Source organism: Actinomadura sediminis, assembly GCF_042675525.1.
In the GTDB taxonomy this organism is placed as follows: Bacteria; Actinomycetota; Actinomycetes; order Streptosporangiales; family Streptosporangiaceae; genus Spirillospora; species Spirillospora sediminis.
The window spans coordinates 1-26,604 of the sequence record NZ_JBHTJA010000098.1 but is presented as its reverse complement, the minus strand read 5'-3'; the positions used below and the strand labels follow the sequence as shown (position 1 = coordinate 26,604).

27 protein-coding genes and 2 pseudogenes are annotated in these 26,604 nt (G+C 68.9%); 20 read left to right on the top strand and 9 right to left on the bottom strand.

What is annotated here, in order from left to right; genetic code table 11:
- Positions 1-149: 149 nt before the first annotated feature.
- Both ACFQ11_RS30655 and ACFQ11_RS30650 read right to left on the bottom strand, forming a co-directional pair.
- Entirely contained in the window at positions 150-437 is a 288-nt protein-coding gene (locus ACFQ11_RS30655; RefSeq protein WP_378304996.1) for a hypothetical protein, read from the bottom strand.
- A complete protein-coding gene (locus ACFQ11_RS30650; protein WP_378304994.1) occupies positions 434-880 on the bottom strand; it encodes a hypothetical protein in 447 nt (148 codons plus the stop codon). Before ACFQ11_RS30650 ends, ACFQ11_RS30655 begins: the two co-directional genes overlap by 4 nt.
- Before the next feature lie 224 nt (positions 881-1,104).
- Here ACFQ11_RS30650 and ACFQ11_RS30645 point away from each other — a divergent pair, with 224 nt between their 5' ends.
- From ACFQ11_RS30645 to ACFQ11_RS30630, 4 genes are read left to right on the top strand one after another with little or no spacing between them, the layout of a single operon-like run.
- A complete protein-coding gene (locus tag ACFQ11_RS30645) occupies positions 1,105-1,380 on the top strand; it encodes a helix-turn-helix domain-containing protein (RefSeq protein WP_378304992.1) in 276 nt (91 codons plus the stop codon).
- 27 nt (positions 1,381-1,407) lie between these two features.
- Positions 1,408-2,376 (top strand): C40 family peptidase, encoded by a 969-nt coding sequence (locus tag ACFQ11_RS30640; protein ID WP_378304990.1) that lies wholly within the window; start codon positions 1,408-1,410, stop codon positions 2,374-2,376.
- A gap of 14 nt (positions 2,377-2,390) precedes the next feature.
- Positions 2,391-3,236 carry an adenine nucleotide alpha hydrolase family protein gene (locus tag ACFQ11_RS30635; RefSeq protein WP_378304988.1) on the top strand — a complete coding sequence of 282 codons (846 nt, stop codon included), beginning with the start codon at positions 2,391-2,393 and terminating at the stop codon, positions 3,234-3,236.
- A gap of 51 nt (positions 3,237-3,287) precedes the next feature.
- On the top strand, positions 3,288-3,485 hold the full coding sequence (locus ACFQ11_RS30630; protein WP_378304986.1) for a helix-turn-helix domain-containing protein: 198 nt from the start codon (positions 3,288-3,290) through the stop codon (positions 3,483-3,485).
- A gap of 180 nt (positions 3,486-3,665) precedes the next feature.
- On the opposite strand, the gene ACFQ11_RS30625 is transcribed toward ACFQ11_RS30630, so the two are convergent.
- The gene (locus tag ACFQ11_RS30625) at positions 3,666-5,099 is read right to left on the bottom strand and encodes an MFS transporter (RefSeq protein WP_378304984.1); all 1,434 of its coding nucleotides are present in this window, start codon (positions 5,097-5,099) and stop codon (positions 3,666-3,668) included.
- Positions 5,100-5,184: 85 nt separating this feature from the next.
- Between ACFQ11_RS30625 and ACFQ11_RS30620 the strand changes: the two genes are divergently transcribed.
- Positions 5,185-6,012 (top strand): helix-turn-helix domain-containing protein, encoded by an 828-nt coding sequence (locus tag ACFQ11_RS30620; RefSeq protein ID WP_378304982.1) that lies wholly within the window; start codon positions 5,185-5,187, stop codon positions 6,010-6,012.
- Between the two features lie 351 nt (positions 6,013-6,363).
- A pseudogene (locus tag ACFQ11_RS30615) lies at positions 6,364-6,492 on the top strand (ATP-binding protein); the annotation flags it as partial.
- Positions 6,493-6,547: 55 nt separating this feature from the next.
- On the opposite strand, the gene ACFQ11_RS30610 reads toward ACFQ11_RS30615, so the two are convergent.
- Positions 6,548-6,772, bottom strand: coding sequence for a TSUP family transporter (locus tag ACFQ11_RS30610; protein WP_378305000.1), 225 nt, complete (start codon positions 6,770-6,772; stop codon positions 6,548-6,550).
- 432 nt (positions 6,773-7,204) lie between these two features.
- Here ACFQ11_RS30610 and ACFQ11_RS30605 point away from each other — a divergent pair, with 432 nt between their 5' ends.
- From ACFQ11_RS30605 to ACFQ11_RS30595, 3 genes are read left to right on the top strand one after another with little or no spacing between them, the layout of a single operon-like run.
- Complete coding sequence (locus ACFQ11_RS30605; RefSeq protein ID WP_378304980.1) at positions 7,205-8,407, top strand: ABC-three component system protein; 1,203 nt, start codon at positions 7,205-7,207, stop codon at positions 8,405-8,407.
- Positions 8,404-8,937: a three component ABC system middle component gene (locus tag ACFQ11_RS30600; RefSeq protein WP_378304978.1), complete on the top strand. Its 534-nt coding sequence runs from the start codon at positions 8,404-8,406 to the stop codon at positions 8,935-8,937. Before ACFQ11_RS30605 ends, ACFQ11_RS30600 begins: the two co-directional genes overlap by 4 nt.
- Positions 8,938-8,942: 5 nt before the next feature.
- A complete protein-coding gene (locus ACFQ11_RS30595; RefSeq protein ID WP_378304976.1) occupies positions 8,943-10,919 on the top strand; it encodes a DUF3732 domain-containing protein in 1,977 nt (658 codons plus the stop codon).
- A gap of 251 nt (positions 10,920-11,170) precedes the next feature.
- Here ACFQ11_RS30595 and ACFQ11_RS30590 read toward each other — a convergent pair whose 3' ends face one another.
- On the bottom strand, positions 11,171-12,343 hold the full coding sequence (locus tag ACFQ11_RS30590; protein ID WP_378304974.1) for an NAD(P)/FAD-dependent oxidoreductase: 1,173 nt from the start codon (positions 12,341-12,343) through the stop codon (positions 11,171-11,173).
- A 194-nt stretch (positions 12,344-12,537) separates the two neighbouring features.
- Between ACFQ11_RS30590 and ACFQ11_RS30585 the strand changes: the two genes are divergently transcribed.
- From ACFQ11_RS30585 to ACFQ11_RS30560, 6 genes and pseudogenes are all read left to right on the top strand, one after another.
- Positions 12,538-12,744, top strand: a complete 207-nt coding sequence (locus ACFQ11_RS30585) for a heavy-metal-associated domain-containing protein (RefSeq protein ID WP_378304972.1) — start codon at positions 12,538-12,540, stop codon at positions 12,742-12,744.
- Between the two features lies 1 nt (position 12,745).
- On the top strand, positions 12,746-13,687 hold the full coding sequence (locus ACFQ11_RS30580) for a hypothetical protein (RefSeq protein WP_378304970.1): 942 nt from the start codon (positions 12,746-12,748) through the stop codon (positions 13,685-13,687).
- Positions 13,688-13,719: 32 nt separating this feature from the next.
- Positions 13,720-16,044, top strand: coding sequence for a heavy metal translocating P-type ATPase (locus ACFQ11_RS30575; RefSeq protein WP_378304968.1), 2,325 nt, complete (start codon positions 13,720-13,722; stop codon positions 16,042-16,044).
- A gap of 213 nt (positions 16,045-16,257) precedes the next feature.
- Positions 16,258-16,686, top strand: coding sequence for a DUF6153 family protein (locus ACFQ11_RS30570; RefSeq protein WP_378304966.1), 429 nt, complete (start codon positions 16,258-16,260; stop codon positions 16,684-16,686).
- A gap of 67 nt (positions 16,687-16,753) precedes the next feature.
- Entirely contained in the window at positions 16,754-17,365 is a 612-nt protein-coding gene (locus ACFQ11_RS30565) for a DUF305 domain-containing protein (protein ID WP_378304964.1), read from the top strand.
- A 143-nt stretch (positions 17,366-17,508) separates the two neighbouring features.
- A pseudogene (locus ACFQ11_RS30560) lies at positions 17,509-18,506 on the top strand (IS5 family transposase).
- 19 nt (positions 18,507-18,525) lie between these two features.
- Here ACFQ11_RS30560 and ACFQ11_RS30555 read toward each other — a convergent pair.
- Both ACFQ11_RS30555 and ACFQ11_RS30550 read right to left on the bottom strand, forming a co-directional pair.
- Positions 18,526-18,789: a DUF3703 domain-containing protein gene (locus ACFQ11_RS30555; protein WP_378304998.1), complete on the bottom strand. Its 264-nt coding sequence runs from the start codon at positions 18,787-18,789 to the stop codon at positions 18,526-18,528.
- A gap of 68 nt (positions 18,790-18,857) precedes the next feature.
- Positions 18,858-19,124, bottom strand: coding sequence for a hypothetical protein (locus ACFQ11_RS30550; RefSeq protein WP_378304962.1), 267 nt, complete (start codon positions 19,122-19,124; stop codon positions 18,858-18,860).
- Between the two features lie 239 nt (positions 19,125-19,363).
- Between ACFQ11_RS30550 and ACFQ11_RS30545 the strand changes: the two genes are divergently transcribed.
- On the top strand, positions 19,364-20,047 hold the full coding sequence (locus tag ACFQ11_RS30545) for a cation diffusion facilitator family transporter (RefSeq protein WP_378304960.1): 684 nt from the start codon (positions 19,364-19,366) through the stop codon (positions 20,045-20,047).
- A gap of 303 nt (positions 20,048-20,350) precedes the next feature.
- Here ACFQ11_RS30545 and ACFQ11_RS30540 read toward each other — a convergent pair whose 3' ends face one another.
- Positions 20,351-21,634 (bottom strand): MFS transporter, encoded by a 1,284-nt coding sequence (locus ACFQ11_RS30540; protein WP_378304958.1) that lies wholly within the window; start codon positions 21,632-21,634, stop codon positions 20,351-20,353.
- On the bottom strand, positions 21,631-22,764 hold the full coding sequence (locus ACFQ11_RS30535; RefSeq protein ID WP_378304956.1) for a PLP-dependent cysteine synthase family protein: 1,134 nt from the start codon (positions 22,762-22,764) through the stop codon (positions 21,631-21,633). Before ACFQ11_RS30535 ends, ACFQ11_RS30540 begins: the two co-directional genes overlap by 4 nt.
- A gap of 789 nt (positions 22,765-23,553) precedes the next feature.
- Between ACFQ11_RS30535 and ACFQ11_RS30530 the strand changes: the two genes are divergently transcribed.
- From ACFQ11_RS30530 to ACFQ11_RS30515, 4 genes are all read left to right on the top strand, one after another.
- Positions 23,554-24,348, top strand: a complete 795-nt coding sequence (locus ACFQ11_RS30530; RefSeq protein WP_378304954.1) for a cytochrome c biogenesis CcdA family protein — start codon at positions 23,554-23,556, stop codon at positions 24,346-24,348.
- A gap of 181 nt (positions 24,349-24,529) precedes the next feature.
- On the top strand, positions 24,530-24,877 hold the full coding sequence (locus tag ACFQ11_RS30525) for an NADH-quinone oxidoreductase subunit A (protein ID WP_378304952.1): 348 nt from the start codon (positions 24,530-24,532) through the stop codon (positions 24,875-24,877).
- Positions 24,868-26,154 (top strand): hypothetical protein, encoded by a 1,287-nt coding sequence (locus ACFQ11_RS30520; protein ID WP_378304950.1) that lies wholly within the window; start codon positions 24,868-24,870, stop codon positions 26,152-26,154. The genes ACFQ11_RS30525 and ACFQ11_RS30520 overlap by 10 nt, the downstream gene beginning before the upstream one ends.
- Positions 26,147-26,604: NADH-quinone oxidoreductase subunit H (locus ACFQ11_RS30515; RefSeq protein WP_378304948.1), on the top strand; the 458-nt coding region annotated here is incomplete at its 3' end. The genes ACFQ11_RS30520 and ACFQ11_RS30515, both read left to right, overlap by 8 nt.

Sequence of the window (26,604 nt, the reverse complement as noted above, 5' to 3'; positions counted from 1 at the left end):
CACCAGCACGGCCTGCGGCTCGGGGCGAGCAACACGCTGCGCGACAGGCGTAGCTGACTCGTCCGTGAACTGGACGGCGCCGAGCACCAGCGCGCCGACGACGACCGCGCCTGCCACGGCCATCAGGCCGCGTTTCGACATCGGCGGCCTCATGTGAAGAAGACCGTGACGATCGGCGCCGCTGCGGCGACGAGGCTGAGACCGCCGAGGACCCAGGGGACACCGGTCGCGCCGTCGGCGGCGAAGGACGACCGGTTCTTGCGGCCGATCGCCATCTGTCCACCGCAGATGAACAGCCCGGCCAGCCCGCAGATCATGACGCCCCACTTGCCCCAGGCCAAGAGCGTGTCGATCTTGGTGTCCAGGCCGGGCGGGGGAGACGGCGGAGGATCGGGGATCTCGAACTCCGCCGGTGGCGGATCGGTCGGCGTCGTCATCGCGTCCACCCCCGCCCGCCCGCAGTCGCCAGACGGCGCAACCCGTCCAGCGCCTGCTGCGCCTTACCCGGCAAAGCGACCTCGACCGGATTATCGACCAGCCGCAACGCCCGCACATGCGGAATCCGCACCACGCCGCCGACCTGCCACTCCAGCAGCGCGAACCGCGCCGTCGCGTCCCGCGGTTCCGGGCCGCCGTCGCTGACGATCGCCAGCGCCTCGACCCCCTCACCCCACCGCCGCAACACGCCGACCGCCGCCGTCGCGCACCTCGCCGCGGCAGCCGTGTTGCGGACGGCGAGCACCACCGGGCGTCCCTTCGCCTGCACCGGACACCGGTCCGCATCCGGCTCCGCCCGGACGACCCCCATGTCCCACGCCGCGGGCAGCAGCGCCGCCAGCGTCGAGGTTCCGGCGCCGCCGTGCGCTCCGGCGACCACCACATCCAAGACCCCCGCTGCCAGCGGACGGCTCGTCCCGCCACTCCGGAGACCCAAAGTCACGCACCCCCAATCCATTGCTTTGAGTTGATGGACGGTCACGTTACGTGGCAGAATCGTGGAGCGCAAGCGACACCAAAGAAGGTCTTCACTCGTCAAACGTGCTTCCGCAGCATCGACCCACCACACTGAGAGGCGACCGTGACCCCGACCCAGGAGCCTGCGCGATGACCGAGAAGCCCGGCCGCGATCCCGACGTGCTCACCACCGCCGAACTCGCCGCCAAACTCGGCCTGTCGCCCCAGACCGTCCGCCGGATGGCCCACGCCGGGCAGATCCCCGCGCTCAAGACCGGCAAGGACTTCCGCTACTCCTGGGAAGCGGTCCGCGAGGTGCTGCGGCAGCCCCACCACCAACCCGGGGACACCGCCAATGACAACGACAAGGGCGCCGGACACCGCGCCCGGCAACGCGCCCGCACCGGCGCCGAATCAGCCGACTGACCCGCCCAACTCTCACCCGGCGGCCGCATGAAGGCCGTCGCCGCCTGCCTCACCGCGATCGTCCTGCCACTCGGCCTCGTCCTGCTCCTCACCGGACAGCACGCCAACGGCAGCTCGTCCCTGGCCGGCGCGCCCACGGCCCTGGCCCGCAGCGACATCCCACCGGCCTACCTGCGGTGGTACATGGACGCCGCCCAGACCTGCCCCGGCCTGGGCTGGAACGTGCTGGCCGCCATCGGAAAAGTCGAAACCGACCACGGCCGCTCCACCCTCCCCGGCGTCCACACCGGCGAGAACCACGCCGGAGCCGGCGGACCCATGCAATTCCTCGCCGCCACCTGGGCCGCCTACGGCACCGACGGCGACCACGACGGCACCAAAGACCGCTACAACCCCGCCGACGCCATCCACGGCGCCGCCAACTACCTCTGCCACAACCACGCCGGCAAAGGCGGACGCCACCTGCGCCGCGCGATCTGGCACTACAACCACGCCGACTGGTACGTCCGCAAAGTCCTCGACCAAGCCGACCGCTACGCCGCTGCACCCACCGGCACCGGACACGGCCACATCGCCGTCCGCGCCGCCCTCCGATGGCTCGGCACCCCCTACTCCTGGGGTGGCGGCGGCCCCAACGGCCCCACCTACGGCACCGCCCACGGCTCCGCCATCAAAGGCTTCGACTGCTCCGGCCTCGCCCAACACGCCTGGGCCCAAGCCGGTATCCGCCTACCCCGCGTCGCCGCCGCCCAATACCACGCCGGAACCCACGTCCCCCGCCACGCCCTGCAACCCGGCGACCTCGTCTTCTTCGCCACCAACCCGGCCAACCCCGCCACCATCCACCACGTCGGCGTCCACCTCGGAGGCGGCCGCATGGTCCACGCGCCCCAGACCGGCGACGTCGTCCGCATCGCCACCTGGACCGGCAACGCCACCCGGGAACGCCAGTACATCGGCGCCACCCGCCCCGGACCCCGCCCCCGCTCCCACTAACCGGAGGCCCCCGCATGCCCTGCAACAACCACCCCCGCCGCAAGACCCCGCCACCCTGCGGCCCGATCCGCGCGTTCAGCTACGGCGGCGGCTGGCAATCCACCGCCGCCCTCGTCCTGGCCGCCCAAGGCACCATCGACTTCCCCACGTTCCTGTTCGCCAACGTCGGCGACGACTCCGAACACCCCGCCACCCTCGCCTACGTCCGCGACCACGCCACCCCCTACGCCCGCGCCCACGGCATCGACCTGCACACCCTCACCCGCACCCGCCGCGACGGCACCACCGAAACCCTCTACGGCCGCCTCATGCGCGAAGGCTCACGCTCCATCCCCATCCCCGTCCGCATGTCCAACGGCGCACCCGGCACCCGTTCCTGCACCGCCGACTTCAAAATCCGCGTCATCGGCCGCTGGCTCAAAGCCCACGGCGCCTCCCGCACCAACCCCGCCACCATCGGCATCGGCATCAGCATCGACGAAATCCACCGGGCCAACGCCCGCCGCCACGAACCCCACGAACGCATCGTCTACCCCCTCCTCGACCTCGGGATCCGCCGCACCGACTGCCCCCGCATCATCCGCTCCGCCGGCCTACCCGTCCCGCCCAAATCCGCCTGCTGGTTCTGCCCCTTCCACCGCCTCACCACCTGGCAAGACATGCGCCGCGACGAACCCGAACTGTTCACCAAGGCCTGCCACCTCGAAACCACCATCAACAACCGCCGCGCCACCCTCGGGAAAGACCCCGTCTACCTCACCCGCCACAACGCACCCCTCAACGACGTCATCCCCGAAATCGACATCCTCCCCTTCGACCACGGCGACGGCACATGCGACTCCGGCTGGTGCTTCACCTGAGCACCAGGCACCGACCTAACCAGCGACGATCCCAACTCATGGAGGCCAGCCATGGAGCCCCTCAGGTACAGCGACCTCGCCGAACTGCCCGCCGTCGTCGACATCGTCACCGCGGCCCGAGCCCTCGGCCTCTCCCGCACCTACGCCTACCAACTCGCGAAGAACAACCAATTCCCCTGCAAAGTCATTCGTATCGGCAACTGCTACAGAGTCCCCACAGCCGCCCTGCTGGACCTTCTCGAGCGCTGATTCCGCGTTCCCGGGTGGCCGTTGCCCGCTCGAAGCCGTACAAGGCGAGATTCTGGAGCCTCGGGCAGTCGCCATTGAGCAGGTCGTGGCTTGGCGGCAAGGCGGGTCATCGTGAGTGCTCTTGCTGGAGCAGCGTTTGGGTTGCCGACGAACGGTCCGGCGATACGTGCCGATAAGGGACTAGTGATGCCTCGCTGGGGTCATCTGGAGGTCGGCCGGCGTTGCCGATCGCCGACCCCTGAGCATGGCGGCGATGAGCGCGGCGCCCGTGGTCAGCAGGATTGCGGCGACGGTGAGCGCGAGCGAGAAGCCTTGGGACGCCGGATCGGACGATGCGGAGTCATGGCGGACGGCTACGGTCACGAGTGCCGCCAGGCCCACAGCCCCACCGAGTTGCTGAACGGAACTGAAGACGGCCGAACCGAGCCCGGCGTCGTCTTCCGTGGTACCGGCGACGGCGGCGACCGCCAGGGCGGGCAGGCTCAGCCCACATCCGACGCTCGTAACGATCATGCCCGGCAGCACACCGCCGACGTAGCCGTCGCCCGGTGCGATCCGCGACAGCAGGAGCAGTCCCACCGCGCTGGTCAGAAAGGAGAGAACCAGGGTCGGTCGCACCCCGAACCGGGGCACTGCCCGGGAGGACAGCCACATTGCCGCGAGGAGACCGGCACCGTACGGGAGATAGGCGAGCCCTGCCTCGAGTGGTCCATAACCGATGACGGTTTGCAGTTGGAGCATCAGAAGGAAGGCCATCGCGTAGAACGCGGCGGAGAACAGGAGGGTCGCTGCATTGGCGACGGTACGGGTCCGTGCGGCCAGGAACGGTAGCGGCACCAGCGGCTGGGACGTACGTGCCTCCACGGTAATGAAGGCAGTGGCCAGTACTACGGCCAGCAGCATGGACAAGAGGAACGCCGGATCGTTCGGACCGGCCTCGCCGACTTGAAGCAGCCCGAAGACCAAAGCCAGGGTGGCCGCCGTACCCAGCACCGAACCCGGGACGTCCAAGAACGTTCGACGAGCGGACCGGCTCTCGCCGACCAGGCGCGGAATCAGCCCGAGGGCCATAACCGCCACCGGCAGGTTGATCAGAAAGATCCAGCGCCAAGATGCGAGGTCGGTCAGCACTCCAGAGATCACCAGTCCCGAGGTGCCGCCCAGGGCCGCGATGCCGCCCCAGACGCTTAGCGCCCTGGCACGCTCCCGTTCGCGAGGAAACAGCAACGTGATCATTGAGAGTGCGGCGGGGCTTGCCATGGCAGCGCCCATACCCTGCAGGAATCGTCCGCTCAACAGCTGCCATGGTTCCTGGGCGGCGCCGCAGGCGAGGCTGGCCGCACCGAACAGCGCCACGCCGCTGAGGAAGACACGGCGACGACCCACGAGGTCGGCCGCACGACCGGACAGCAACAGGAAACCGCCGAATGCAAGGAAGTACGTGTTGACGACCCAAGCCAGGCCGGTGGTGCCGAACCCCAGGTCGTCCTTGATGCTGGGAAGCGCGACGCTCACCACGGTGTCGTCCAGGACGAGCATGTACTGGACGAAGCACAGCACGACCAGAGTTCGACGGCGGCGGCCGAGACTTCGGGAAAGCTGATCTTTCGCCATGCGACGGACGCTACGCAGCTGCGCCACTGGCCACTATCCGCGATGAGGCCGCATCATGTCGCATTGAGGACATAGTCTGGAGTACATGCTCGACGCAGGGGACGGAAGCGTTCCACCAGGGGTCGGCGCGATCGTCGTCGGGCACTTCCCCTTGGCATCCGGGGAGTGGATCTCCCCGCACAGCCACACCCACCACCAGCTCGCCTGGACGCGGCGCGGCGTGCTCGGCGTCGCCGTCGGCGACGCACACTGGGTGCTGCCGCCCACCCGGGCCCTGTGGCTGCCCGCCGGAGTCGTCCACAAGACCGGTGCGACTCGCGACGCGATACTGCACGGCCTCTACTTCGACCCCGCTCGATGCCATCTGAGTTGGACGGAGCCCACACCGGTCGGCGTCGACGGGCTGCTGGCCCACCTCATCGTTCACCTCGGTCGGCCGAACCTCGCCGAGGATGCACGATTGCGGGCCGAGGCGGTCGTGCTGGACCTGCTGAACCCGCTGCCCGCGACTCCCATCGACGTACCGATCCCAGCGGACGAACGTGTGCGCGCCGTGGCCGACGCGTTGCTCGCCGACCCGGCGGACGGGCGGAGCCTAGACGCGCACGCACGGGCGGTCGGCGTCAGCCGGCGCACGCTGACGAGGCTGTTCGTGCAGGACACAGGCATGAGTTTCGATCGGTGGCGTACCCACGTGCGTCTGCGGGCCGCACTGCCGATCCTGGCCGAAGGCCGTCCTGTGTCCCACGCCGCGCACGTCGTCGGATACGCGACTCCGAGCGCCTTCCTCGCGGCATTCCGGCGCACCGTAGGGACGACCCCGAAGCGCTACCTCAACGCAGAAGCCGGCCGCGACCAGGAACCGGCCGGTCGGAAACCCGGCTCCGCTGTCTTGAGGGGATTGCCTCGCTGACCCAGCGTCAGCTGGCCGCGTTGCCGGTCGATACCCGGCCACCGCCCTTTATGACCGCCTACGACCAGATGCTACGCCGCAGACGACCACCAGCCGCCGGCCAGGGAGATGCGTCATGGCCCTCGACCACCAGCGCGGGCTGACCGAACGGCCGCCGACGCCGCCGATGCCACCGACCGCCAGCAACTCACCTACCGAGGGTCCCTGGCCGAACGCTGAAGGCCGAGTGCGGGGAACGGCAACGCCGTCGCTCCAAACGCCGGATCAAGGTCGCCGGGTTCCCTCGCCAGAAATGGTTGAACGACTTCGACTTCGAGGCGATCCCGACATCCTGCCGGCCGCCGTCCGCACCTGGCCAAATGCGAGTGGGTCAGGCGCGGGCACCCGCTCTGCCTCATCGGCGACTCGGGCACCGGCAGATCGCACCTGCTCATCGCACTGGGCACCGAGGCAGCCATGGCTGGTCTCCCGGGCAGACACGTGCCGGCCGCCAAGCTGGTCAACGAACTGGTCGAGGTCGCCGACGAACTCCAACTCAACAAGACAAGAACGCCGCCACCAGCAGCCGAAAGACCTGCGGCCCGGGAACGGCGAACACTCGGACCACCGCGCCCACCACCATCCCAGGCAGCGTGCCGACCACCGACCGCCGCGCCAGTGGCCCGGTCAGATGCCCCGACCGGCGATACCGCACCAGCGCCCCAGGCCCGGCCACCACGTTATAGAGCAGGTTGGTCGTCGCCACTGCGGGACTGGGCACTGCCAGCACACTGAGCTGCACCGGCGGCAAGAACACCGCTCCAGATACCCCCACCCGGCGTGGTCACCACCGCGATCAGCAACCCTGCCGCCAGCCTCGGCACACCAACACAAAATCGGTCCAGAACATCGGAACCGTTCGACCCCCGGGCCCGGGACCGCTCTGGCACCCACCAGCGGCTCAGGCGCTCAGCCCGACAGGGGGCCAAATCCCGTTCACCTGACCCCGCCCAAGGTCGCTAAGTGGCGCCGACGCAGTTTCGCATCTGGAGCGGTTCGTGCTACCGAATCACCGTGACCAAGTGTGCAGCAGATGCCGCCTGGAGGTTGGTCGGGGTGTCCTCCGGTATCTCGGATGCGTCGGCGTTCAAGCGCACGGTGTCGAGTCCTCGCAAAAGTTAGTGTTCATTAACTGGACTTGATCACTGTGTGGGTGAAGACTCAGAGCATGGGCCAGGCATCACACAACGCTGCTCAGAGCGCTGTCGGGTACCAACATCAGACCTGGTGGGCCCTGCTGGAGCTGTTGCGTTCGGGCAGAGCTCGCCCCGGCCAGGCCATCACGCTGGAGCTCCATGACGACGTCGCATGGGAGCGAGATGGAAGCCCGTCCCAACTGCTTCAACTCAAGCACCATCAGGGTACTGCCCGGTCGCTGACCGACGCGGCGACCGACGTTTGGCGGACCCTAAAGGTCTGGATGGATACCGGCGCACCGGGGAACTCTGCGGGGCCGGAATTCCTGCTTGTGACGACCCAGATCGCAGCGGACTCCACTGCGATGGCGGCGCTGCGCCCTCAGACACGTGATGAATTCGCTGCACTGCGCGGGCTGGAGTCCGTTGCAGAAAACTCGAATTCTGAACAAACTCGAGTTGCGCGTCAGCAGTTCCTTGCTCTGGATCCTGTTGCGCGTCGCGTGTTCGTATCGCGGATACAGGTTCTAGATGGATCTGAGCATATAGAGGATGTGCCTGGTCAGGTCCGTGTCGAGTTGCAGTGGGCGCTGCCCACCGGTCATGAGGACTTGTTCCTGGCGAAAGTGTGGCGTTGGTGGGACGAGCAGGCGCTTGCGATGCTGCAGGGTCGCCTCCGCAGCGTGGACGTGGGGGCAGCCCAGGCATCGATCAACGAAATACGCGATCAGTTCACCAACGATACGTTGCCCACCCTGGTCGAACTGGCCGACGTGGACGGGGAGAGCGTCGCGTTGCAGTATCGGACCCATCCTTTTGTGCAGCAGATGGAGTGGGTGGCGTACCCTCCTCGCAACCTGCAAAAGGCAATCGTGGATTACTATCGCGCCTACACCCACACTGTGCGGTGGGTGGAGGAAGAATTGGTCGGGCCAGCCGAACTGGAGCGCTTCGAAGCCGAGTTGATCGACGAGTGGGAGCGAGAGTTCGAGTGGATGCTCGACGAGCTCGACGTGGACGCCGACGAGTCCGCCAAGCAGGAGGCGGGTAAGCGACTCCTGCGGCAGTTGCTGGCTCAGACCGGGATAACCGTCCGGTCCCGATACCACGAGCCGTTTTTCGCGCGCGGTCAACGTCATATGTTGGCTGATGCGGGGACGATCGGCTGGCACGCCGATTTCGAAACCCGGATTCAAGCACTTCTCAAGGTGGCCGGTTGAACGCCGCAGGCGGCGAGAACGAGGGGGACGGCCCCGGCCGTGGCATGCGTCCGACGTGGGGGCGGCAACCGCTGATCGCCGCAGCGATGCTCAATCCCGCGCTCATCTCCGCGGTTCTGGCCACGGCTGCGGACGGCCACCAGAAGGAAGCCGAGCAGGGTATGCCGTGGTCGTTGTCGTTCATCGTCGCCCCCTTGGTGTTGCACCGAGGAACCCGGCAAGCGCTGCCCGGCACGAAGAGCACTCACCTGACCACCTGGCTCACGCGGAACGCGGCGTTGCGAGTCGGCTTCCCGCACCGGGCACGTGCGCTGGTCGATCCGGTCCGGCAAGGCTTGCAGTTCGGCCTCACCCATGGGGTCGTGATGCTGGAGGCAGACCGGTTGAACGGGCGAGTGCGCCGACCCCGCGGGTTCCGACCTCCTGACGAACTCGACGAGATTCTTCGCAAAGCGTCTTTTGTCGGGAGATGGCTCGCACGGACTGGGAGCACGGCCACTGTCTTTGCCGTGTTCGGCGTGGCACCCTGAGCACCGTGCAGTTGCTCGCCATCATCCTCTACAGCATCCGCGGTGAGCGCCGGGTCCTCGATTTCACCCCCGGCGCCCTCAACGTGGTGACCGGCGAGTCCAAGACCGGCAAGAGCGCGCTCTTGGACATCGTTGAGTACTGCCTGGGACGCGACACCATGCAGATGCCGGTCGGTCCCATAACCAGCACAGTCTCCTGGTACGGGGCCCTCTTCGCCCTGGACGGTGGTGGACGCGCGTTCATCGGCCGGCCCGCTCCGCAAGAGCGGAAAGCCTCGACGCAGAGGGCCATGCTGCGGTTCGGTGCCGACTTGGAACCGTTGGAGTACCGGGAGCTGGAGGTGAACGCCGACTCGGGCGCCGTTCGGGAACAGTTGAGTCGGCGTATCAATATTGAGGAGAATCGTCACGAGCCTCCTGTCACCTCGGCCCGATCGGCCGTCGAAGCGCATATCGGGCACGCCGCTCTGCTATGCCTTCAGCGCCAGAGCGAGATCGCCAACCGTGATTTGTTGTTCCATCGCCAGGGCGAACAGGGCATGGCCCAGACCATCAAGGACACGATCCCCTACTTCCTCGGCGCGGTGGCCAGGGACCAAGCCCTTAAGCGCGCGCAACTGGCAGCTGCCCGCCGTGAACTGCGCGCCGCTGAGAACGCGTTGCGCACTGCGGAACAGACCGGCCAATCCACCGATGCGATGCTGGCAGCACTGTGGAATGAGGCCTACACCCTTGGTCTGGTCGAGCATGAGCAGCCTTCTGACCGGGACGCGTTGATCGACGCCCTTCGAGTGGCGGCCATCGCACCGCCGGCGGCGGCACCGGCGCCCGATAGAGAGAGCGCTGTGCGAACGGTGAGGCTGAGGCGCGAACAGGACGCTCTGCGATACAGGCTTCGCGCCTTGGAGGCCGAACGCGAACTTCTGCTCCAGCAGGATGGTGCAGCAAGTGACTTCGCCGGTGCTGTCCGGACTCAGTCCGCCAGGCTCACCAGCCTGGATCTGCTGGGCCTGTCAACTAATGGCGGGAACGGCGCGGAAGCCACTCAGGAAGAGCCGATGACATGCGTGATGTGCGGATCTCCGCTCGCCGACCCGCCTCCCAGCGTGACGCTGTTGCGTCAGTCCCTGGATCACCTGAACGAGCAGCTCAGAGGTATCGACGCAACCGGTCCGGCTCGACGCCGTGCACTGGAGGCGCTGGACCAGGAGGTGGCGCGGGTCCGCGAACAGGTAAGCGCGGCTGACGCGGCCCTCCAGGCGTTGACCTCCAGCCAGACGGCCCACCAACTTCGGCCGGAGACCGCAAGAGCCGACTTCGCGCGCGGTCGTATCCATGCGACCCTTGCCGCCTTGCCCGCAAGTTCAGGTGAAGAAATCCGTCGGCTCCGTGCACTGCACGAACGCACAGCCGCGAGGGTGGCCGCGCTCGAAGCCGAGCTGGATCCTGCGGAGGAACGAGAGCAACTCACCTCACGCCTGGTCTCGATCAGTCATGACATGACCACCTGGTCGAAGCGGTTGGAGCTCGAACACGGCGACGGCAGCGTCCGTTTGGACCTCAACCGCCTCACCGTTGTCACGGACACCGAACAGGGCCCGGTGCCGTTGTTCCGTATCGGCAGCGGCGAGAACTGGATCGGCTACCACATTGTCACTCACCTGGCGCTGCACCGGTACTTCGTCCGGCAGAATCGTCCGGTCCCTCGCATACTGATGCTCGACCAGCCAACACAGGTCTGGTATCGATCAGAGATCGACCAGCGACGGGGTACGCCGGCCGGCGACCGAGACCAGGAAGCCGTCAATCGCCTTTTTCGCCTGATTTACGAGATCGTTCAAGAACTTGCCCCCGAGTTGCAAGTTATTGTCTGCGATCACGCAAATCTGGCAGTAGATTGGTTTCAGGACTCCGTTCAACATAATTGGCGTGGAGGGGAGCGCCTAATTCCGCTGCATTGGATTGACGACGACGAATCCTGAGCTCAATCGGCGGGGTCTGCCGACGGAGGGCGCAGAGGAGGTCGAGACAAATGGCATGGTCGACCGATGTGCGGCGATAGCGATGGGCGCCGCTGCTGGGTTCGCTCAGTGTTGCCAAAGTCCTGATCGATGCTTGTGGGGCGTCGGCTAGCGTTACTCCTCGGATGAGCGAAACCGCCTCGGCTGCAGGTTGCGGACATGCCGGGGCCGGAGCACCTGATGGGGGCGCTCCGGCCTGGTGATGGGTGTGGTCAGGCCGCCGCCGCGGCGGACAGTGGTTGGCGTGCGGCGATGGCACGGCGCAGCCTGATGAGCTCCTTGGGCCAATTGACCGCGACGGCGCCAACGAGCCGGCCGCCTCGTCCGAAACCGATGGAGAACTTCTCTTCCTCTAGAGATCCCGAGATCGCCACGATCTCGTCGGCGGTCCTGGGAAGGCCGGCCCACTGGACGCGGGTGCCGTGCACGCGGGTGCCGAGGGAGTGCACCTCGGTGAAGGGCTCGGCGTCCTGCGGGCCGCGAAGGAGGTTGCGGGCGGCGGCGGCGCCCTGCTCGTTGGCGTTGGCCCAGTGCTCGATGCGCACGTACTCGTCGTCGAAGACGCCGTGCGGCCAGCGAGCGACGTCTCCCGCCGCCACGATGTTCGCGTGGCCTCGGGCGAAGAGCGCGGAGTCGGTGAGGACGCCGTCGTCGAGCTGTAGGCCGCTGCCGTCCAGCCATTCGGTGTTGGGCAGGACGCCCAGGCCGGCGATGACCAGGTCGGCCAGGATGGATCGTCCGTCGCTCAGGCGGACGGCGCTCACGTGGCCGTCCCCCTCGAGCGACGCCACGCGTACTCCGGAGACGAGTTCGACCCCGTGCCGCGCGTGGTGTTCGGCGAGCCAACCGCCCACGGTTTCGCCGAGCGGTCCGGCCATTGGCGCCTGAGCCGCGTCGATCAGGACGACTTCGATGCCCAACGAGCGGAGCGTCGAACTGACCTCGCCGCCGATGATGCCGCCGCCGATGACGGCGACGCGCCGCGGGCCGTCCCGCAGCGCCTTACGCAGGTTCATCGCGTCGTCGAAGGTGCGCAGTAGGTGGACTCCGTCGAGGGACATGGCGTCGTCGTCGAGCCGGCGCGGGCGGGCCCCGGTCGTGATCACCAAGCCGTCGTAGGGAAGCCGCGTGCCGTCATCGAGCGTGACGGCTCGACCCGAGACGTCGAGCCCCACGGCGGTCCGGCCGATCAGCCACCGCGCGTCCAGCTCGTCATTGCCGGGAAGCGCGACGTCGTCGTCGCCGGTCAGCGTGCTTTTGGACAGCGGCGGACGGTTGTAGGGGAGAAGGGGCTCGGCGCCGACCAGGGTGAGCTCCCCGGTGTGCCCTTCGTCCCGCAGCGTCTGCGCGGCGCGTAGGCCGGCCAGCGATGCGCCGACCACCACGAGCCGATCGAACGTCCTCATGTCTTACCTCCGTGCACGTTTCGGATGGACGGTCGCATACCTTACCCCTGTGGGGTATAAGGTCAAGAGCGCTCTCAGCGAGGTACGGGTAGGGGGTAGGGGTTGCATTCGCTCGGCGTGCATGGCAACATGAACGCCGAGCGGATACCCCCCAGGGGTACAAGGAGGAGAATATGAGCACCGCCACTTACACCGTCGCCGGCATGACCTGCGGTGGCTGCGCTGGCACCGTCAAGCAGGAGGTGGGCCGCGTCGCCGGCGTGACCGCCGTGGACGTGGAACTGGTCGGCGGCAAGGTGACCGTGACCAGCGACGCCCCCATCGACGAGGCCCAGATCCGGGCCGCCGTCGAGGAGGCCGGATACGAGCTGAAGGCATGAGATGAACACAGCGAGCAAGCTGGGCGCGTACGCGCTGGGCCTTGCCGCCGTGTTCGGTGGCGCGGTGGGCGTCGGCGACATCGCCGGCCCCGCCGCCGCCACCGTCCAGGCGGACGAGGCGCACGGGGGCGGCCATGAAAGCGGGCACGGCACGACCGTTGCCAAGGAGCCGGTCGTCCCCGGCGGGCTCCAGGTCTCCCAAGGCGGGTACACGCTGGTGCCGGAGACGACCGTGGTCGAGCCCGGTGAGGAGACCGATTTCCGCTTCACCGTGACCGGTCCGGACGGCAAGCCCGTGACGCGGTACCGGCCGCTGCACGGCAAGGAACTGCACCTGATCGTGGCGCGGCGGGACCTGTCGGGCTTCCAGCATCTGCACCCGACGCAGGCCGGCGGGGGCGTCTGGACGATCCCGCTGACGCTGCCGGACGCGGGGACGTACCGGTTCTTCACCGATGTCCAGCCGGAAGGCGCCGAGGAACAACTGACCCTGGGCACCGACGTCACCGCTCCCGGCGACTACCGGCCCCAGGATCTGCCAAAGGCGGAGCAGGTCGCGACGGTCGGCGGCTACGAAGTCGCGCTGAGCGGCACCCTGACCCCCGGCGCGACCAGCAAGCTGGTCCTCACGGTACGGAAGGACGGGAAGCCGGTCACCGATCTGGAGCCGTACCTCGAGGCGTACGGCCACCTTGTCGCCCTGCGCGACCGGGACCTGGCCTACCTGCACGTCCACCCGGACGGGGAACCGGGCGACGGAAAGACGCGTCCCGGCCCAACGATCACCTTCTACGCCGAAGTGCCCAGCTCCGGCGCGTACCGGCTCTACCTGGACTTCCAGCACGAGGGCAAGGTGCGTACCGCGGAGTTCACCGCACTCGCCGGTGAAGCCGACCGACCCGCCGAGGCCGATGACGGCCACGGCGACCACGAGCACGACTGACATCCCGCACGACGATCCACGAAGGAGGAGCGATGACTTCCGGCAACGTGCCCGAACGGGTCGAGCTGGCGATCGGCGGGATGACGTGCGCCTCGTGCGCCGCTCGTATCGAGAAGCGGCTCAACAAGATGGAGGGCGTCACCGCGACGGTGAACTACGCCACCGAGAAGGCGCGGGTGGAATACCCCGAGGGCGTCAGCGTCGACGACCTGATCACCCAGGTGGAGAAGGCCGGTTACACGGCGGAGCCGCCCCGGCCGGCCGAGGCCGAGACCGGGAAGGCGTCCGAAGGGACCGGGCAGACCGAGGACGACGGGCTGCGGCCGCTGCGCCAGAGACTGGTCACCTCGGTCGTGCTGGCCGTGCCGGTGATCGCGATGGCGATGGTGCCGGCGCTGCAGTTCGAGTACTGGCAGTGGCTGTCGCTGACGCTGGCCGCGCCGGTGGTCGTGTACGCGGGGTGGCCGTTCCACAAGGCCGCGTGGACGAACCTGCGGCACGGCGCGGCGACGATGGACACGCTCGTCTCGGTCGGGACGCTCGCCGCGTTCGGCTGGTCGCTGTGGGCGCTGTTCTTCGGGACGGCGGGCGAGCCGGGGATGAAGCACGGGTTCGAGTTCTCGATGACCCGGTCGGACGGCTCGATGAACATCTACCTCGAGGCGGCCGCGGGCGTCATCGCGTTCATCCTCGCGGGCCGGTACTTCGAGGCCCGCTCCAAGCGACGTGCCGGTGCCGCACTGACCGCCCTGCTGGAGCTGGGGGCGAAGGAGGTGTCGGTCGTCCGGGACGGGCGTGAGGAACGCATCGCCGTCGACCGGCTCACGGTGGGCGACGTGTTCGTCGTCCGCCCCGGCGAGAAGATCGCCACCGACGGCGTCATCGAGGAGGGTTCCTCGGCGGTGGACGCGTCCCTGCTCACCGGCGAGTCGGTGCCGGTCGAGGTCGCCCCCGGCGACGCGGTCACCGGCGCCACCGTCAACGCCGGCGGCCGTCTCCTGGTCCGCGCCACGCGGGTCGGTTCCGACACCAAGCTGGCCCAGATGGCCCGCCTCGTCGAGGAGGCCCAGACCGGCAAGGCGCAGGTCCAGCGGCTCGCCGACCGGATCTCCGGCATCTTCGTCCCGATCGTGATCGCGATCGCCATCGCCACCCTCGGCTTCTGGATCGGATCCGGCGTCGGCCTGGCCGCCGCGTTCACCGCCGCGGTCGCCGTGCTGATCATCGCCTGCCCGTGCGCGCTGGGCCTGGCCACCCCGACCGCCCTCATGGTCGGGACGGGACGCGGCGCCCAGCTCGGCATCCTGATCAAGGGCCCGGAGGTCCTGGAGTCCACCCGCCGGATCGACACCGTCGTCCTGGACAAGACCGGCACCGTCACCACCGGAAAGATGGCCCTGGTCGACGTGGTCACCGCCGACGGCGCCGACGCCGAGCAGGTGCTCCGGCTCGCGGGCGCTCTGGAGAACGCCTCCGAGCACCCGATCGCCCAGGCCATCGCCGCCGGCGCCGCCGAGCGCGTTGGCGAACTCGGCAACGTCGAGGACTTCGCGAACATCGAGGGCCTGGGCGTCCAGGGCCTGGTCGACGGACACGGCGTCCTGGTCGGCCGCCCCCGGCTCCTGGCCGAGTGGTCCCAGCGGCTCACGCCCGACCTCGAGAGGGCGATGACCGACGCCCAGGCGCGCGGCCACACCGCGGTCGCGGTCGGCATCGACGGCAGCGCGCAGGCGGTGATCACGGTCGCCGACCAGATCAAGCCGACCTCCGGCGAGGCGATCGAACGGCTGCGCGCGCTGGGACTGCGGCCCGTCCTGCTCACCGGCGACAACGAGGCCGTCGCCCGCACCGTCGCGGACACGGTCGGGATCGACGAGGTCATCGCCGAGGTCCTGCCCGCCGACAAGGTCGACGTGGTCAGGAAGCTGCAGGACGAGGGCCGGACGGTCGCGATGGTCGGCGACGGCGTCAACGACGCCGCGGCGCTCGCGCAGGCCGACCTGGGCCTGGCGATGGGCACCGGCACCGACGCCGCGATCGAGGCGTCCGACCTGACGCTGGTCAGCGGCGACCTGCGGGCCGCTGCCGACGCGATCCGGCTGTCCCGCCGTACGCTCCGCACGATCAAGGGCAACCTGTTCTGGGCGTTCGCCTACAACGTCGCCGCCCTCCCGCTGGCGGCCGCCGGGCTGCTGAACCCGATGATCGCCGGCGGAGCGATGGCTTTCTCGTCCGTCTTCGTGGTCAGCAACAGCCTCCGTCTCCGGGGCTTCAAGCCCCTGAAGGGCGAGGGCGCCGAGGTCGCCGGGACGGCGGGCTCCCAGGCTTCTCGGGAGGTGCAGGCTGCCACGTCCTGACCTGGCGGTTAGAGGAGCCGTCACGGACGGCGAACGGGCCCGGCGTCGCATCGCGACACCGGGCCCGTCACGTGTGCTCCACGCCGAGCCGGGAGGCAATGGTGTTGAGACAGTCACTTACTGTTTTCTTTATGCTGTCCCGAGGGAGAGCCGGCAGCCCGAACGGATGGTAGATGCCGTCCCGATCGGGCTGCGTCCAGCGGTGAAGGGCAGGTGGGAAGGCTGACACGGCCATCGGAAGCGCTTCGGCACGCGAGCGGCGCCAAGCCGTGGTTCGTGCTGCTGCTGCTTTCGTGCGTGCTCGCCATGCACGGCGTTCAAGCCTCTCCGAGCCCGGTCGAGACGCACGGCATCCCGCTGACCGTGACGGACGTCGACCGGCACCACCATGAAGCGAAGGGTTCCGCAGGCCATCACTCGCCGGCCGGAAACCAACACAACGACGACCATTCGGACCATCCCGGCGGGCAGATGTGCCTGGCGATGCTGACGATGCTCGTCCTGGTGTGGGCGCTGGTCGTCTTGAGCCGGCACACGCGCGGGGTCCTGGCCGTGCGGCCGCTGATCAGACCGTCGATCGTGCCGGTCGGACGGCCGCCGCCGGGGCCGTCCCTGTACAGATTGAGCGTGTTGAGGCTGTAGGAGACCCAAGGCGCGGACGACGTGCCCCAGGTCGAATACAGACTCGATACGAAAGGTCCACCGAACCATGAAGCGCGTACTCGCACTCGTCGCCGTACCGGCCTTGGCGGTGTCTCTGGCCGCCTGCGGTGGAGGCGACGACGACTCCGGCGGCTCGATGCCGGGACACTCGATGTCCACCAGCGCGTCGCCGTCCGCCGGAGACGCCCAGACGGCGCAGCACAACCAGCAGGACGTCATGTTCGCCCAGATGATGATCCCGCACCACCAGCAGGCGGTCGAGATGGCCGACCTCGCCGCGACCCGTGCCTCGTCCCCCGACGTCAAGACGCTGGCCGCAGAGATCAAGAAGGCCCAGGGCCCGGAGATCGAACAGCTGACCGGCTGGCTGAAGGCGTGGGGCGTCTCGGCGGCTCCCTCCCCCGGCATGGACCACGGAGGACACGGGGGGATGGACGGCATGATGAGCGAGCAGGACATGCAGGAGCTCGAGCAGGCGAAGGGCGAAGCCTTCGATCGGGCGTTCCTCACGATGATGATCGAGCATCACGAGGGCGCCGTCGCCATGGCCAAGACCGAGCAGTCCTCCGGGCAGTTCCCTCCGGCCAAGAAGATGGCCGACAGCATCGTCACGTCGCAGTCGGCTGAGATCGCCAAGATGCGAGAGCTGCTGAACTAGTCCGTCCCGGACGACCTGAACGGGCGGGGCCTACGGGCTCCGCCCGTTCCGTTAGGGCGTGTTCGTAGTTCGGATCAGTGGTGGCCGGTCACAATCGAGTGACGTGCCCTCGCCGGAGCGGGAACGAGCGGTATCACCAGTGCATGACGCGCGGTGACGTGACCGATACCGAGTGGGAACTGATCGAGCCGCACCTTCCCCTGGGGGCGGCCGGGCCGATCCCTGACCTGCGCAATCAGTTCAATGCGGTGATGTGGAGGTTCCGGACCGGCAGCCCCTGGCGGGACGTTCCCGCCGAGTACGGCAATTGGTCGACGATCTATGACCGGTTCCGTGCCTGGGCGCGCCAGGGAACCTTCGAGGACCTGATGAACGCGCTGATCGGCGAGGCGGCGGCCCGCGGCGGCGTCGATCTGGATCTGGTCAGTGTGGACTCCACCGTCTCGCGCGCGCATCATCACGCGGCCGGGATGGTGGTCGCACCGCAACGGCTCGAGGAGCTGGAACGGGCGGTCGCCGAGGAAAAGGGGCTGCGCCAAAGGGGCGAACCGGACCGGCGGACCACGACGGGCACAGTCCCGAACCCCACGATCGGGAGCGGCGGCGCCGGACGCGGCGGCGCCGCAGGGCCCGGCTGAGGGCCGCCGGCCTGGGGCGTTCCCGAGGGGGCCTGACCAGCAAGATCCACCTGGCCGCCGATCGGCGTTGCCGTCCGCTGTCGCTGGTCCTGACGCCCGGGCAGGCCGCCGACAGCCCCTGGTTCGTTCCCGTCATGGACAAGATCAGGGTTCGTGTGCCGGTCGGCCGTCCCCGCACCCGGCCTCGCGCGGCCGTCGGCGACAAGGCCTACTCCTCGCGCGCCAACCGCGCCTACCTGCGCCGACGCCGTATCAAGGCGGTGATCCCGGAAAAGGTCGACCAGGCGGCCAACCGAAAGAAGAAGGGACGTTCGGGCGGCCGGCCGGTCGGCCACGATGCCGAGCTCTACAAGGGCCGCAACACCGTGGAGCGCTGCATCAACAAGCTCAAGGACTGGAGAGGGCTGGCCACCCGCTACGACAAGACGCCCGAGAGCTACCTTGCCGGTCTTCACCTGCGCGGATGCATCATCTGGCTCCGCAGCCTGCCAGCCCTTCCATGATCTGAACTACGAACAGGCCCTAGCGGCCCGCGGCCGAGCCGGGTGCGGCCACGATGATCCTCACGGCCTGGCCGAGCGCTTCGCGGCGATCGCGTTGCGCGACGGCGAGGACGAACATGGCGACGTGGTTGCGGGTGTGCGGCCAAGGCCAGGGTTGAGACAGGATGTGCGCCCGTTCCAGGTGGCGCCAGCGCGAGGCGCCGTCGGCGGCGAGCCGGGCGGCGTTCATCTCGTTGCGGTAGGCGGCTCGTACGGCCGGCTCGTACGGGTGCGGGCATGGGATGACCGATCAATGTTCCTCCGGGACAGCTGGGCTGTGGGCCGCCCGGCGGTCATTCGAGTAGCAGGGGTTCACGGGGCGGAATCCTGGGGCGGCGCGGAACTTCTCGAAGTGGGCGCTTCCAGGTCGGTCGTGCAGCATGAGCACCCGGGCTCGCATGTCCGGCAGGCCGAGGCGTTGAGCTGCGAGGACGCCATCGCGGCGGGCGGCGGCACGGAGCAGCAGGCGTCGCCGCGCCAGGCCTCGCGCCCCTCCTTGACCGCGACGGCGGCGATGACCAGAGCGGCGATGGGGTCGGCCCAGGTCCACCCGAACAGGCTGTTGACCGCGAGCTCCACGAGGAGAACTGCCGACAGATAGGTGCACAGCAGCGTCTGCTTGGAGTCGGCGACCGCACTGGCGGAGCCGAGTTCGCGGCCCAGCGCGACGCTGTGCGTACGAGAGACCGGGCATGATCGCCAGGCTCAGGGCGGCCAGCACCAGGCCGACGGTGGAGTGTTCGGCCTCGCCGCCGCTCAGCAGCGCCAGGACCGAGTCCCCGGTGACGTAGGAGGCAAGCGCGAAGAACGACACCGCGATGATCCGCAGAGTCCGCCGTTCCCGCCGCTCGACGACGTCGGGATCGCGGGCGGAGTACTGCCAGGCGATGCTGGGCACGGCCGTCTACATCATGATCGAGGCGTTGTCGCGGATCGGCGCCGACGCGGAGGTCTCCACCGGCCCCATGCTGGTCGTCGGCGCGCTGGGGCTCGCGGTCAACATCGCCGCGCTGGTGCTGCTGCGCGCCGGGGCCAGCGAGAGCCTGAACGTCAAGGGCTCCTACCTGGAAGTGCTCGCCGACACCGCCGGGTCGGTCGGAGTGATCGCGGCCGGGATCCTGGTCGCCGCCACCGGCCAGGTGCTCTTCGACACTTTGGTCGCCCTCGCCATCGCTGTCTTCTTGGTGGTCCGCGCCATCGCCCTGGGACGTCAGGTGCTCGCGGTGCTCGGGCAGCACGCGCCCGCCAGCCTCGACGTGGACACCGTGGCGGGTGAGCTGGCCGCCATCGACGGCGTCCAGGACGTCCACGATCTCCATAGGTGGACGCTGACCTCCGGCATGCACGTCGCGACCGCGCACCTGGTGACCGCCGACCAGCAGGAGGCGCACGCCGTCCTCGATCGTGCGCGCGAACTGCTGCGCGATCGCCACGCCATCGCGCACGCCACCTTGCAGGTCGAACCCGCCGATCACAAGGGCTGCGACGAAGTCGGGTGGTGACCCTCACGTGCACCACCGCAGGACCGATACTTAAGACCTTCCGTAGCCGATCCCGCAGAAAGCCAGGGAACGCATGTTCCTGAAGTCCTCCTCCATCTTCTTGAGGTGTTCCTTCGCCGGACTGGCCACCCCGGTGCTGCGGGTGCCTTGGCGCTGAGTTCTGGGTCTGAGATGTGCGATTCCCTCATCGGTACCGCTGTGATGGGCGCGGTCGTCGGGTGGTTCATCGGCAGTTGCGCCGGCGTCGTGGGCCTGGCCCGCTACTGGCTGCGCGACTGCTGAACCGGTCGTGACGAGCGGACGTCACGTGCGGGCGGGCTCACGCGGAGGTTCGGGCACCGGTGTCAGATGGCCGGAGCGTGCCACGGCACGAACGGCGAGGGCGCAGGCGATGCCCACCGCCGCGAGCGTCCACCAGGGCAGGCTCGGCGCCCCGATGTCGCGTCCCGCATCGAGCGCGAAGCCGGTGAGGGTGTTTCCGGCCGCGATACCGATCCCGGCCACCGTGTTGTAGAGGCCGTAGTAGGTGCCGACCATGGCGTTGCTGCCCAGGGTCGAGATGGTCGCCATTTCGAAGGGATAGGTGACCAGCGTGGCAATGGTGAGCAACGCGGTGCTCAGCAGGACCGGTGTGATCGCCATGGTGTAGTCGAGCGGCCCGGCCGGTGGGGCCTGTGCCGGGGCGGCGATGGCGGCGAGGCCCATCGGGACGAACGAGAGACCCATCAAGGCCAGCCCGCGGACGAGGGCCTGGGCGGGCGTCCACCGCGCCTTGGCCCATGCGGCGATCCGGACCTGCCCGGTCACGGCGAGGGCTCCCGACACCACGAACAACAGCGTGACGCCGAGTTCGCCGCCGGTCAGGCGGCGGACCTCGATGGGCAGACCGAGATAGACCTGGAAGTTCAGGACGTAGGAGCCGGCCATCGCAAGGGTGAACAGAACGAAGGGCCGGTTGGACAGTGCCGTGCGCCAGTCCCTGACCACCGATTCGGCGGCCCCGGCGCGGCTGCCGCGGCGGGTGGGCAGGGCCTTGGCCTGGGCTACGGCCAGCACCGCGAACAGACCGGCAGCCACCAGGCAGGTGAGCTGGAACGCGACGCCGCCCAGCAGCAGGCCGACGAGCGGCCCGATCAGGATTCCCAGCTGGTAGAAGACGTTGAAGGCCGCGAAGGCTTCGACCTTGCGGTCGCCGGCCTCCTGAGCCAGATAGGCGCGCACGGCGGGGTTGAAGAGGGCTCCGGCGAGTCCGGTGAGCGCCGAGGCCACGATGAGGACGGGCAGCGCGTCGGCGACTCCGAGGAGCGCGAAGCCGACCGTGCGCAGCCCGAGACCGGTAAGGATCATCGGCTTGTAGCCGAGCCGGTCGGCGAGGCTTCCGCCGACCAGGAACATGCCCTGCTGGCTGAGATTCCGGACGCCCAGCGTCAGGCCGACCAGCCAGGCGGCCATGCCCAGATCGTTGGAAAGGTGATCGGCCAGGTAGGGCATGAGCATGTAGAAGCCCAGGTTGATGGTGAACTGGTTGACCATCAACAGCCGCACCGGTCCGTCGAAGGAACGCACTTGGGCCAGCGTCGCCTTCATCGAGCCGCCCCGGTCCGGGCTCCGGCGGGGACGGTCACGTCCACGCAGCGGGTCCACCGGGTGACCTCGCGTTCTTGCGGATGGGCGATCTCGTCGGGCACTTCGGCCGGGACGACCCCGAGAACCCCGTGCTCGGAGCAGTAGGCATCATCGAAGACCGTCCCGAAATAGCGCTGCGGCCCATCGGGAAAGACGGCTGCGATGCGCAGATGTTCCGGCTCGCTCCGGGCGAGCCAGGACGCGACCATGGCGACGGCCCCGACGCTCCATCCCCCGGTCGCGTACCTCGCGCGAGCCAGCGCCCGGCAGGCCCAGACGGCCTCGCCGGGTGCGACCCAATGCACCTCGTCGAAGGCGTCATAGTCCACGTTGCGGGGATAGATGCTGCTGCCCAGCCCGCGCATGAGCCGGGGCGCGGCGAGCTGACCGAAGATGGTCGATCCGACGGTGTCGACTCCGACCAGGCGCATCTCCGGAAACATCGACCGCAGGACGCGCGAGACGCCCGCGCTGTGCCCTCCGGTGCCGACGCTGCAGACCAGTACGTCGACGCGGCCGAGCTGGCCCGCGAGTTCGAGCGCCAGCCCCGCGTAGGCGGCCACGTTGTCGGGATTGTGGTACTGGTCCGGGCAGTACGCGCCCGGAGTGCGTTCCCGCAGCTCCCGGACCCGCTGACGGCGTGCCTCCTGCCAGCCGCCGGTCGGGTGCGGGACCGCGACGACCTCCACGCGGGCGCCATGGGCGCGTAGCAGATTGATCATCAACGGTTCCAGCCCCGGGTCGGTCACCAGTGTCGCCGGGTGCCCGTAGGAGATGCCCGCGAGGAGGAGACCGAGACCGAGGGTTCCGCTGGTGGACTCGATGATCGGGGCGCCCGGCGCCAGGTCCCCGCGTTCACGGGCGCGCGCGATCATGTGGAGGGCGGGACGGTCCTTGATCCCGCCGGGGTTGGCGCCTTCGATCTTGGCCCAGAACCCGTTGTGCGTCCGCCCGAACAGGTCGGGAACCCAGAGGACCGGGGTGTTGCCCACGAGTCGTGCAGGCGACTGGCATGTGTCGCCGCCCACCAGGCGGCCCGCGGTGGTGAAGGGGTGCATCGACTCGTGATCACGCAGCTCGATGGCGTCCAACGTTTCTCTCCTGAAGACATGGCTCGTGGCATGGGTCGCGGTGAGAAACGGTCATGGTCGGCCGCGCTCCAGGCGGATGCGCCCAGAGAGTGAGTGAGAGCAGGGGCAGGCGAGCCCGGACGCTCAACGCCGACGCATGACCGGACCGTTTACATACGAGCCAGGCAGAGCACGTTCAGGAGTCGTATTCCGCTCAGCGGACGGCGGTGCCCGCGCCATCGGCGCTGTGCCCGCAACGCCTGGAGGAGATGCAGTCGGCAGAAGGTCCCCGACGCCCAACCCCACAGCAGCAGGACCGTGAAGAGCAGCAGAGCCGTGCGGGACGAGTCGGGCGACAGTGTTGTGGAGTGCTCGCAGTCGCCATGCGGTGCGTGGGGAAGGTGATCCGCTGCCGCGTCATGGTGCGCAGCCCCCGCCGGAGGATGGATATGCGAAGCCGAGACCGACGGCGACGCAGCGGCGGGCTCGCCCAGGTGGGCCGGTCTCTCGTCGTGGAGGCCGGGAAGGCAGAGGACGAAGTAGAGCGACGACACCACGATCAGCAGCAGGGATAGACCACGCCTTGCGGCATGACCATCCCGCACATTCCGACCTAGTGTGATCGACACGTAACGAAGTGTAGTCACATCCTGACGCCTGCGCGCATTAACCCGCGACCCTGTTCATTGCGCTCGCCAGGGTGGCGCATCCCGAGGGGGTGGCGCAGTGGACGGCCGGGGCCCGCCGCGCCAGCGCGCGGGCCCGGCTGTAGCCTCTCCTACTAAGTGACATAGTAGAAGGGTGGTGGGTATGAGCGGGATCGGAGGGCTCGTCGCCGAAGGGCCGCTTCTCGTCGCGGCGCTCGTGGCCGCGGCCGCGGGCGTCGTGTCCTTCTTGTCCCCCTGTTGCCTGCCGCTCGTGCCCGGCTACCTCTCCTACGTCACGGGGATGGCGGGCGCGGACGCGCAGCGCGTCGTCGACGATCCCGGCGCGTCCGGCGGCCGTCGACGGTCTTCGGGACGACTGCGCACGATCGTGGGAACGGCTCTGTTCGCCCTCGGATTCTCCGCGGTGTTCGCGGCCTACGGAGCCCTGTTCGGTGGCCTCGGCGCGGTGCTGGTCACCTACCAGTCGATGCTCACCAGGGTGCTGGGCGTGCTGGTGATCGTCCTCGGCTTGGCGTTCATGGGCGTCCTCGACCGGGTTCCGCTGCTGGCCCGTTCGGTGCGCCCGTCCTGGAGGCCGCGGGCCGGACTGGCGGGCGCGCCGCTGCTGGGCGTGGTTTTCGGGCTCGGGTGGACGCCTTGCATCGGCCCGACGCTCGCGGCGGTGCTCAGCCTCTCGACTACTACGGGGACCGCGGGGCGTGGCGCGATCCTGTCGCTGGTGTACGGGTTGGGTCTGGGTGTCCCGTTCTTGCTCGCGGCTCTCGGTGTCTCGTGGGTGATGCGGGCCTTCGACGTGGCCCGCAAGCGTGCTCGCGCGCTCACAGCGGCCGGTGGTGCCATGCTCGTTGTCGTCGGTGTTCTGCAGGTCACCGGCGTGTGGGGACGTCTTACCGCCCTTATGCAGGGATGGGTGCAGGGATATACCGTGCCGCTGTGACCCGCATGTTCGGTGAGCTCAACAACGGCGTTCGCCCATCGTTCGGTCGCCCGCACGTCCCGCCAAAATCCTACTAGTACACGTAGTAGGTATGGGATGAGTAGTCCCTCGCCGGCTGGGTAGTCGCCACGGTGCAAGATCTCCTACCGCGCGTAGGACAATGCCGAATCAAAGGCCCGGAATGCAGACTTACCTGGCGGTACTGGCCCTTCTGGGGGTGCTGGGAGCGGCGGTCGCGGCCGTCTACACGTTGTCGATCGCCTTGGCGCCGCCGGGCGCGGTCGGCACAGGGCCGTTCCTGTCCGGGATGCGACCTCAAGAACATGCGCTGTCGCGCTACCACGTGCGTTGGTACGTGGTGACGATGGTCTTCCTGGCCTTCGACATGGAGATGGTCTTCATGTACCCGTGGGCGGTGGTCGCGGCCTCCGTCGGGGCCAAGGCCGTCGTGGAGATGTTCCTGTTTCTCGGTCTCCTCGTGGTCGGCATCGTCTACGCATGGCGCGAGGGGGCCTTCCGGTGGACCTGAGGGCCCGGCTCATCGGCTTCGCGACCGCACGGCCGCGTGCGTTCGTCATCGCGTCGCCGGGTGCGACGCGGACCCGGCTGCTTGTCGAGGACGGTCTCCGGCGGCGCGGCGGCGCGGTGGTCGCGTCCCCCGCGGCGGCGACGACACTGATCGTGTGCGGCGCCCCCGGCTCGGAGCTTGCCTCGGCAGTGGACGTGACCTGGGGTGACATGCCCGGGCCTCGGGCCCTCATCCGGCTGGACGAGACGGTGTCTGGGGAGGAGGTCGCCACCGCGCTGGACCAGGCGGTAAGCGAACTGGCCGACACGGTGGCCCAGCGGACGGACGCCGCCACTCGCCGGGCTTGGTCCCCCAAGGACGACCAGGATGCCGAGCACGAGCAAGAGCACGACGCGGATCATGACGGTGGCCCTGCAGTCTCACCGCCCCACGATGAGCACGACGACCATGGCGAGCACGCGGGCCATGGAGGCGGGCACGGTGGCCACGAGCATCACATGGGTTCGCCGATGGGGCTGCCCATGGCCGGACGGGCGGACGACCGCGACGGGCTGAAGCTCGACGTCCTGCACGTTCCGCTCGGTCCGGCCCTCCACGACTGGCCTGCGGGCCTCGTGGTCCACCTGACGTTGCAGGGTGACGTCGTCCAAGCGGCGGAAGTCGGTGTGGCGGACGGCGGGGAGGGCCCGCCGTCCTTCTGGGACGAGCCGTGGCTGCGGGCCGTCGCGGGGGAACGGGTGCCGGTAGGAGACGGCGAACGGCGCCGCGCCGCCGCACATCTCGACAGCATCGGGCGGCTGCTCGCGGTGGCCGGTTGGACGAGCGCCGCCGAGCGGGCCCGGGTTCTGCGCGACGACGCCGTCGCCGGGGCCTCCGGGGACGAGCTGGCGGTGCGGTTCGCCGGGTGGTCGCGTCGCGTCCGGAGGTCGTGGACGCTGCGCTGGATGCTCCGGGACGTGGGCGTCATCGGGCGCGCGATGGCGGATCGGTACGGGCTGAGCGGTCCGTCCGCCCGCCATCTCGGAGACGTGCTCACCCGTCTGCGGGGGTGGCTGGACGAGGCCGGTGCGGCGATCGGGCGGATCGGCGACGGTGAGCCGCTGGACGGAACCGACGGCCCGCGCGGGCCGATCGAGCGGCGGCCGTCCGCGGCGATGCTGGACCTTCTGCCCGTGCTTCTCGAGGGAGCGGAGTTCTCGGCGGCGCGGCTGATCGTCGCGAGCCTGGATCCGGACCTGGCGCAGCTCGCGGTGCCGGCGGAGGTGGCCGGTGGGTGAGGCGACGCCCGTCTGGGCCGTGGTGGCGCTCCCGCTGCTGCTGGCCGGGCTGACCTACTCGGCCGCCGCCATGGATGCGGCGTTCCGCCTGGGGGACGGCCCCGCGGCGCCGCTGCGCGAGGGCGTCCGGCTCCTGGTGCAGCAGCGACGGAGGCCGTTCGCGCCCGACGTCCTGCTGGTGCGGATCGGTGTGATCTGCCTGCCGACGGCGGCGCTTCTGGCGGCGACGGTGATCCCGCTCGGCGCGACGAGCGTCTGGGATCTGCCGGTGGGCATCGTGTGGTTCAACGCGATGGAGGTCGTGGCGTGGGCGTCGCTGTGGCTCACCGGATGGGGCGTCAACTCGGCGTTCCCGCTGGTCGGCGGTTACCGGTTCCTGGCCCAGGGACTGGCGTACGAGCTGCCGCACATGTTCGTCCTGGCCACGGTCGCGCTGGGGGCGGGGTCGCT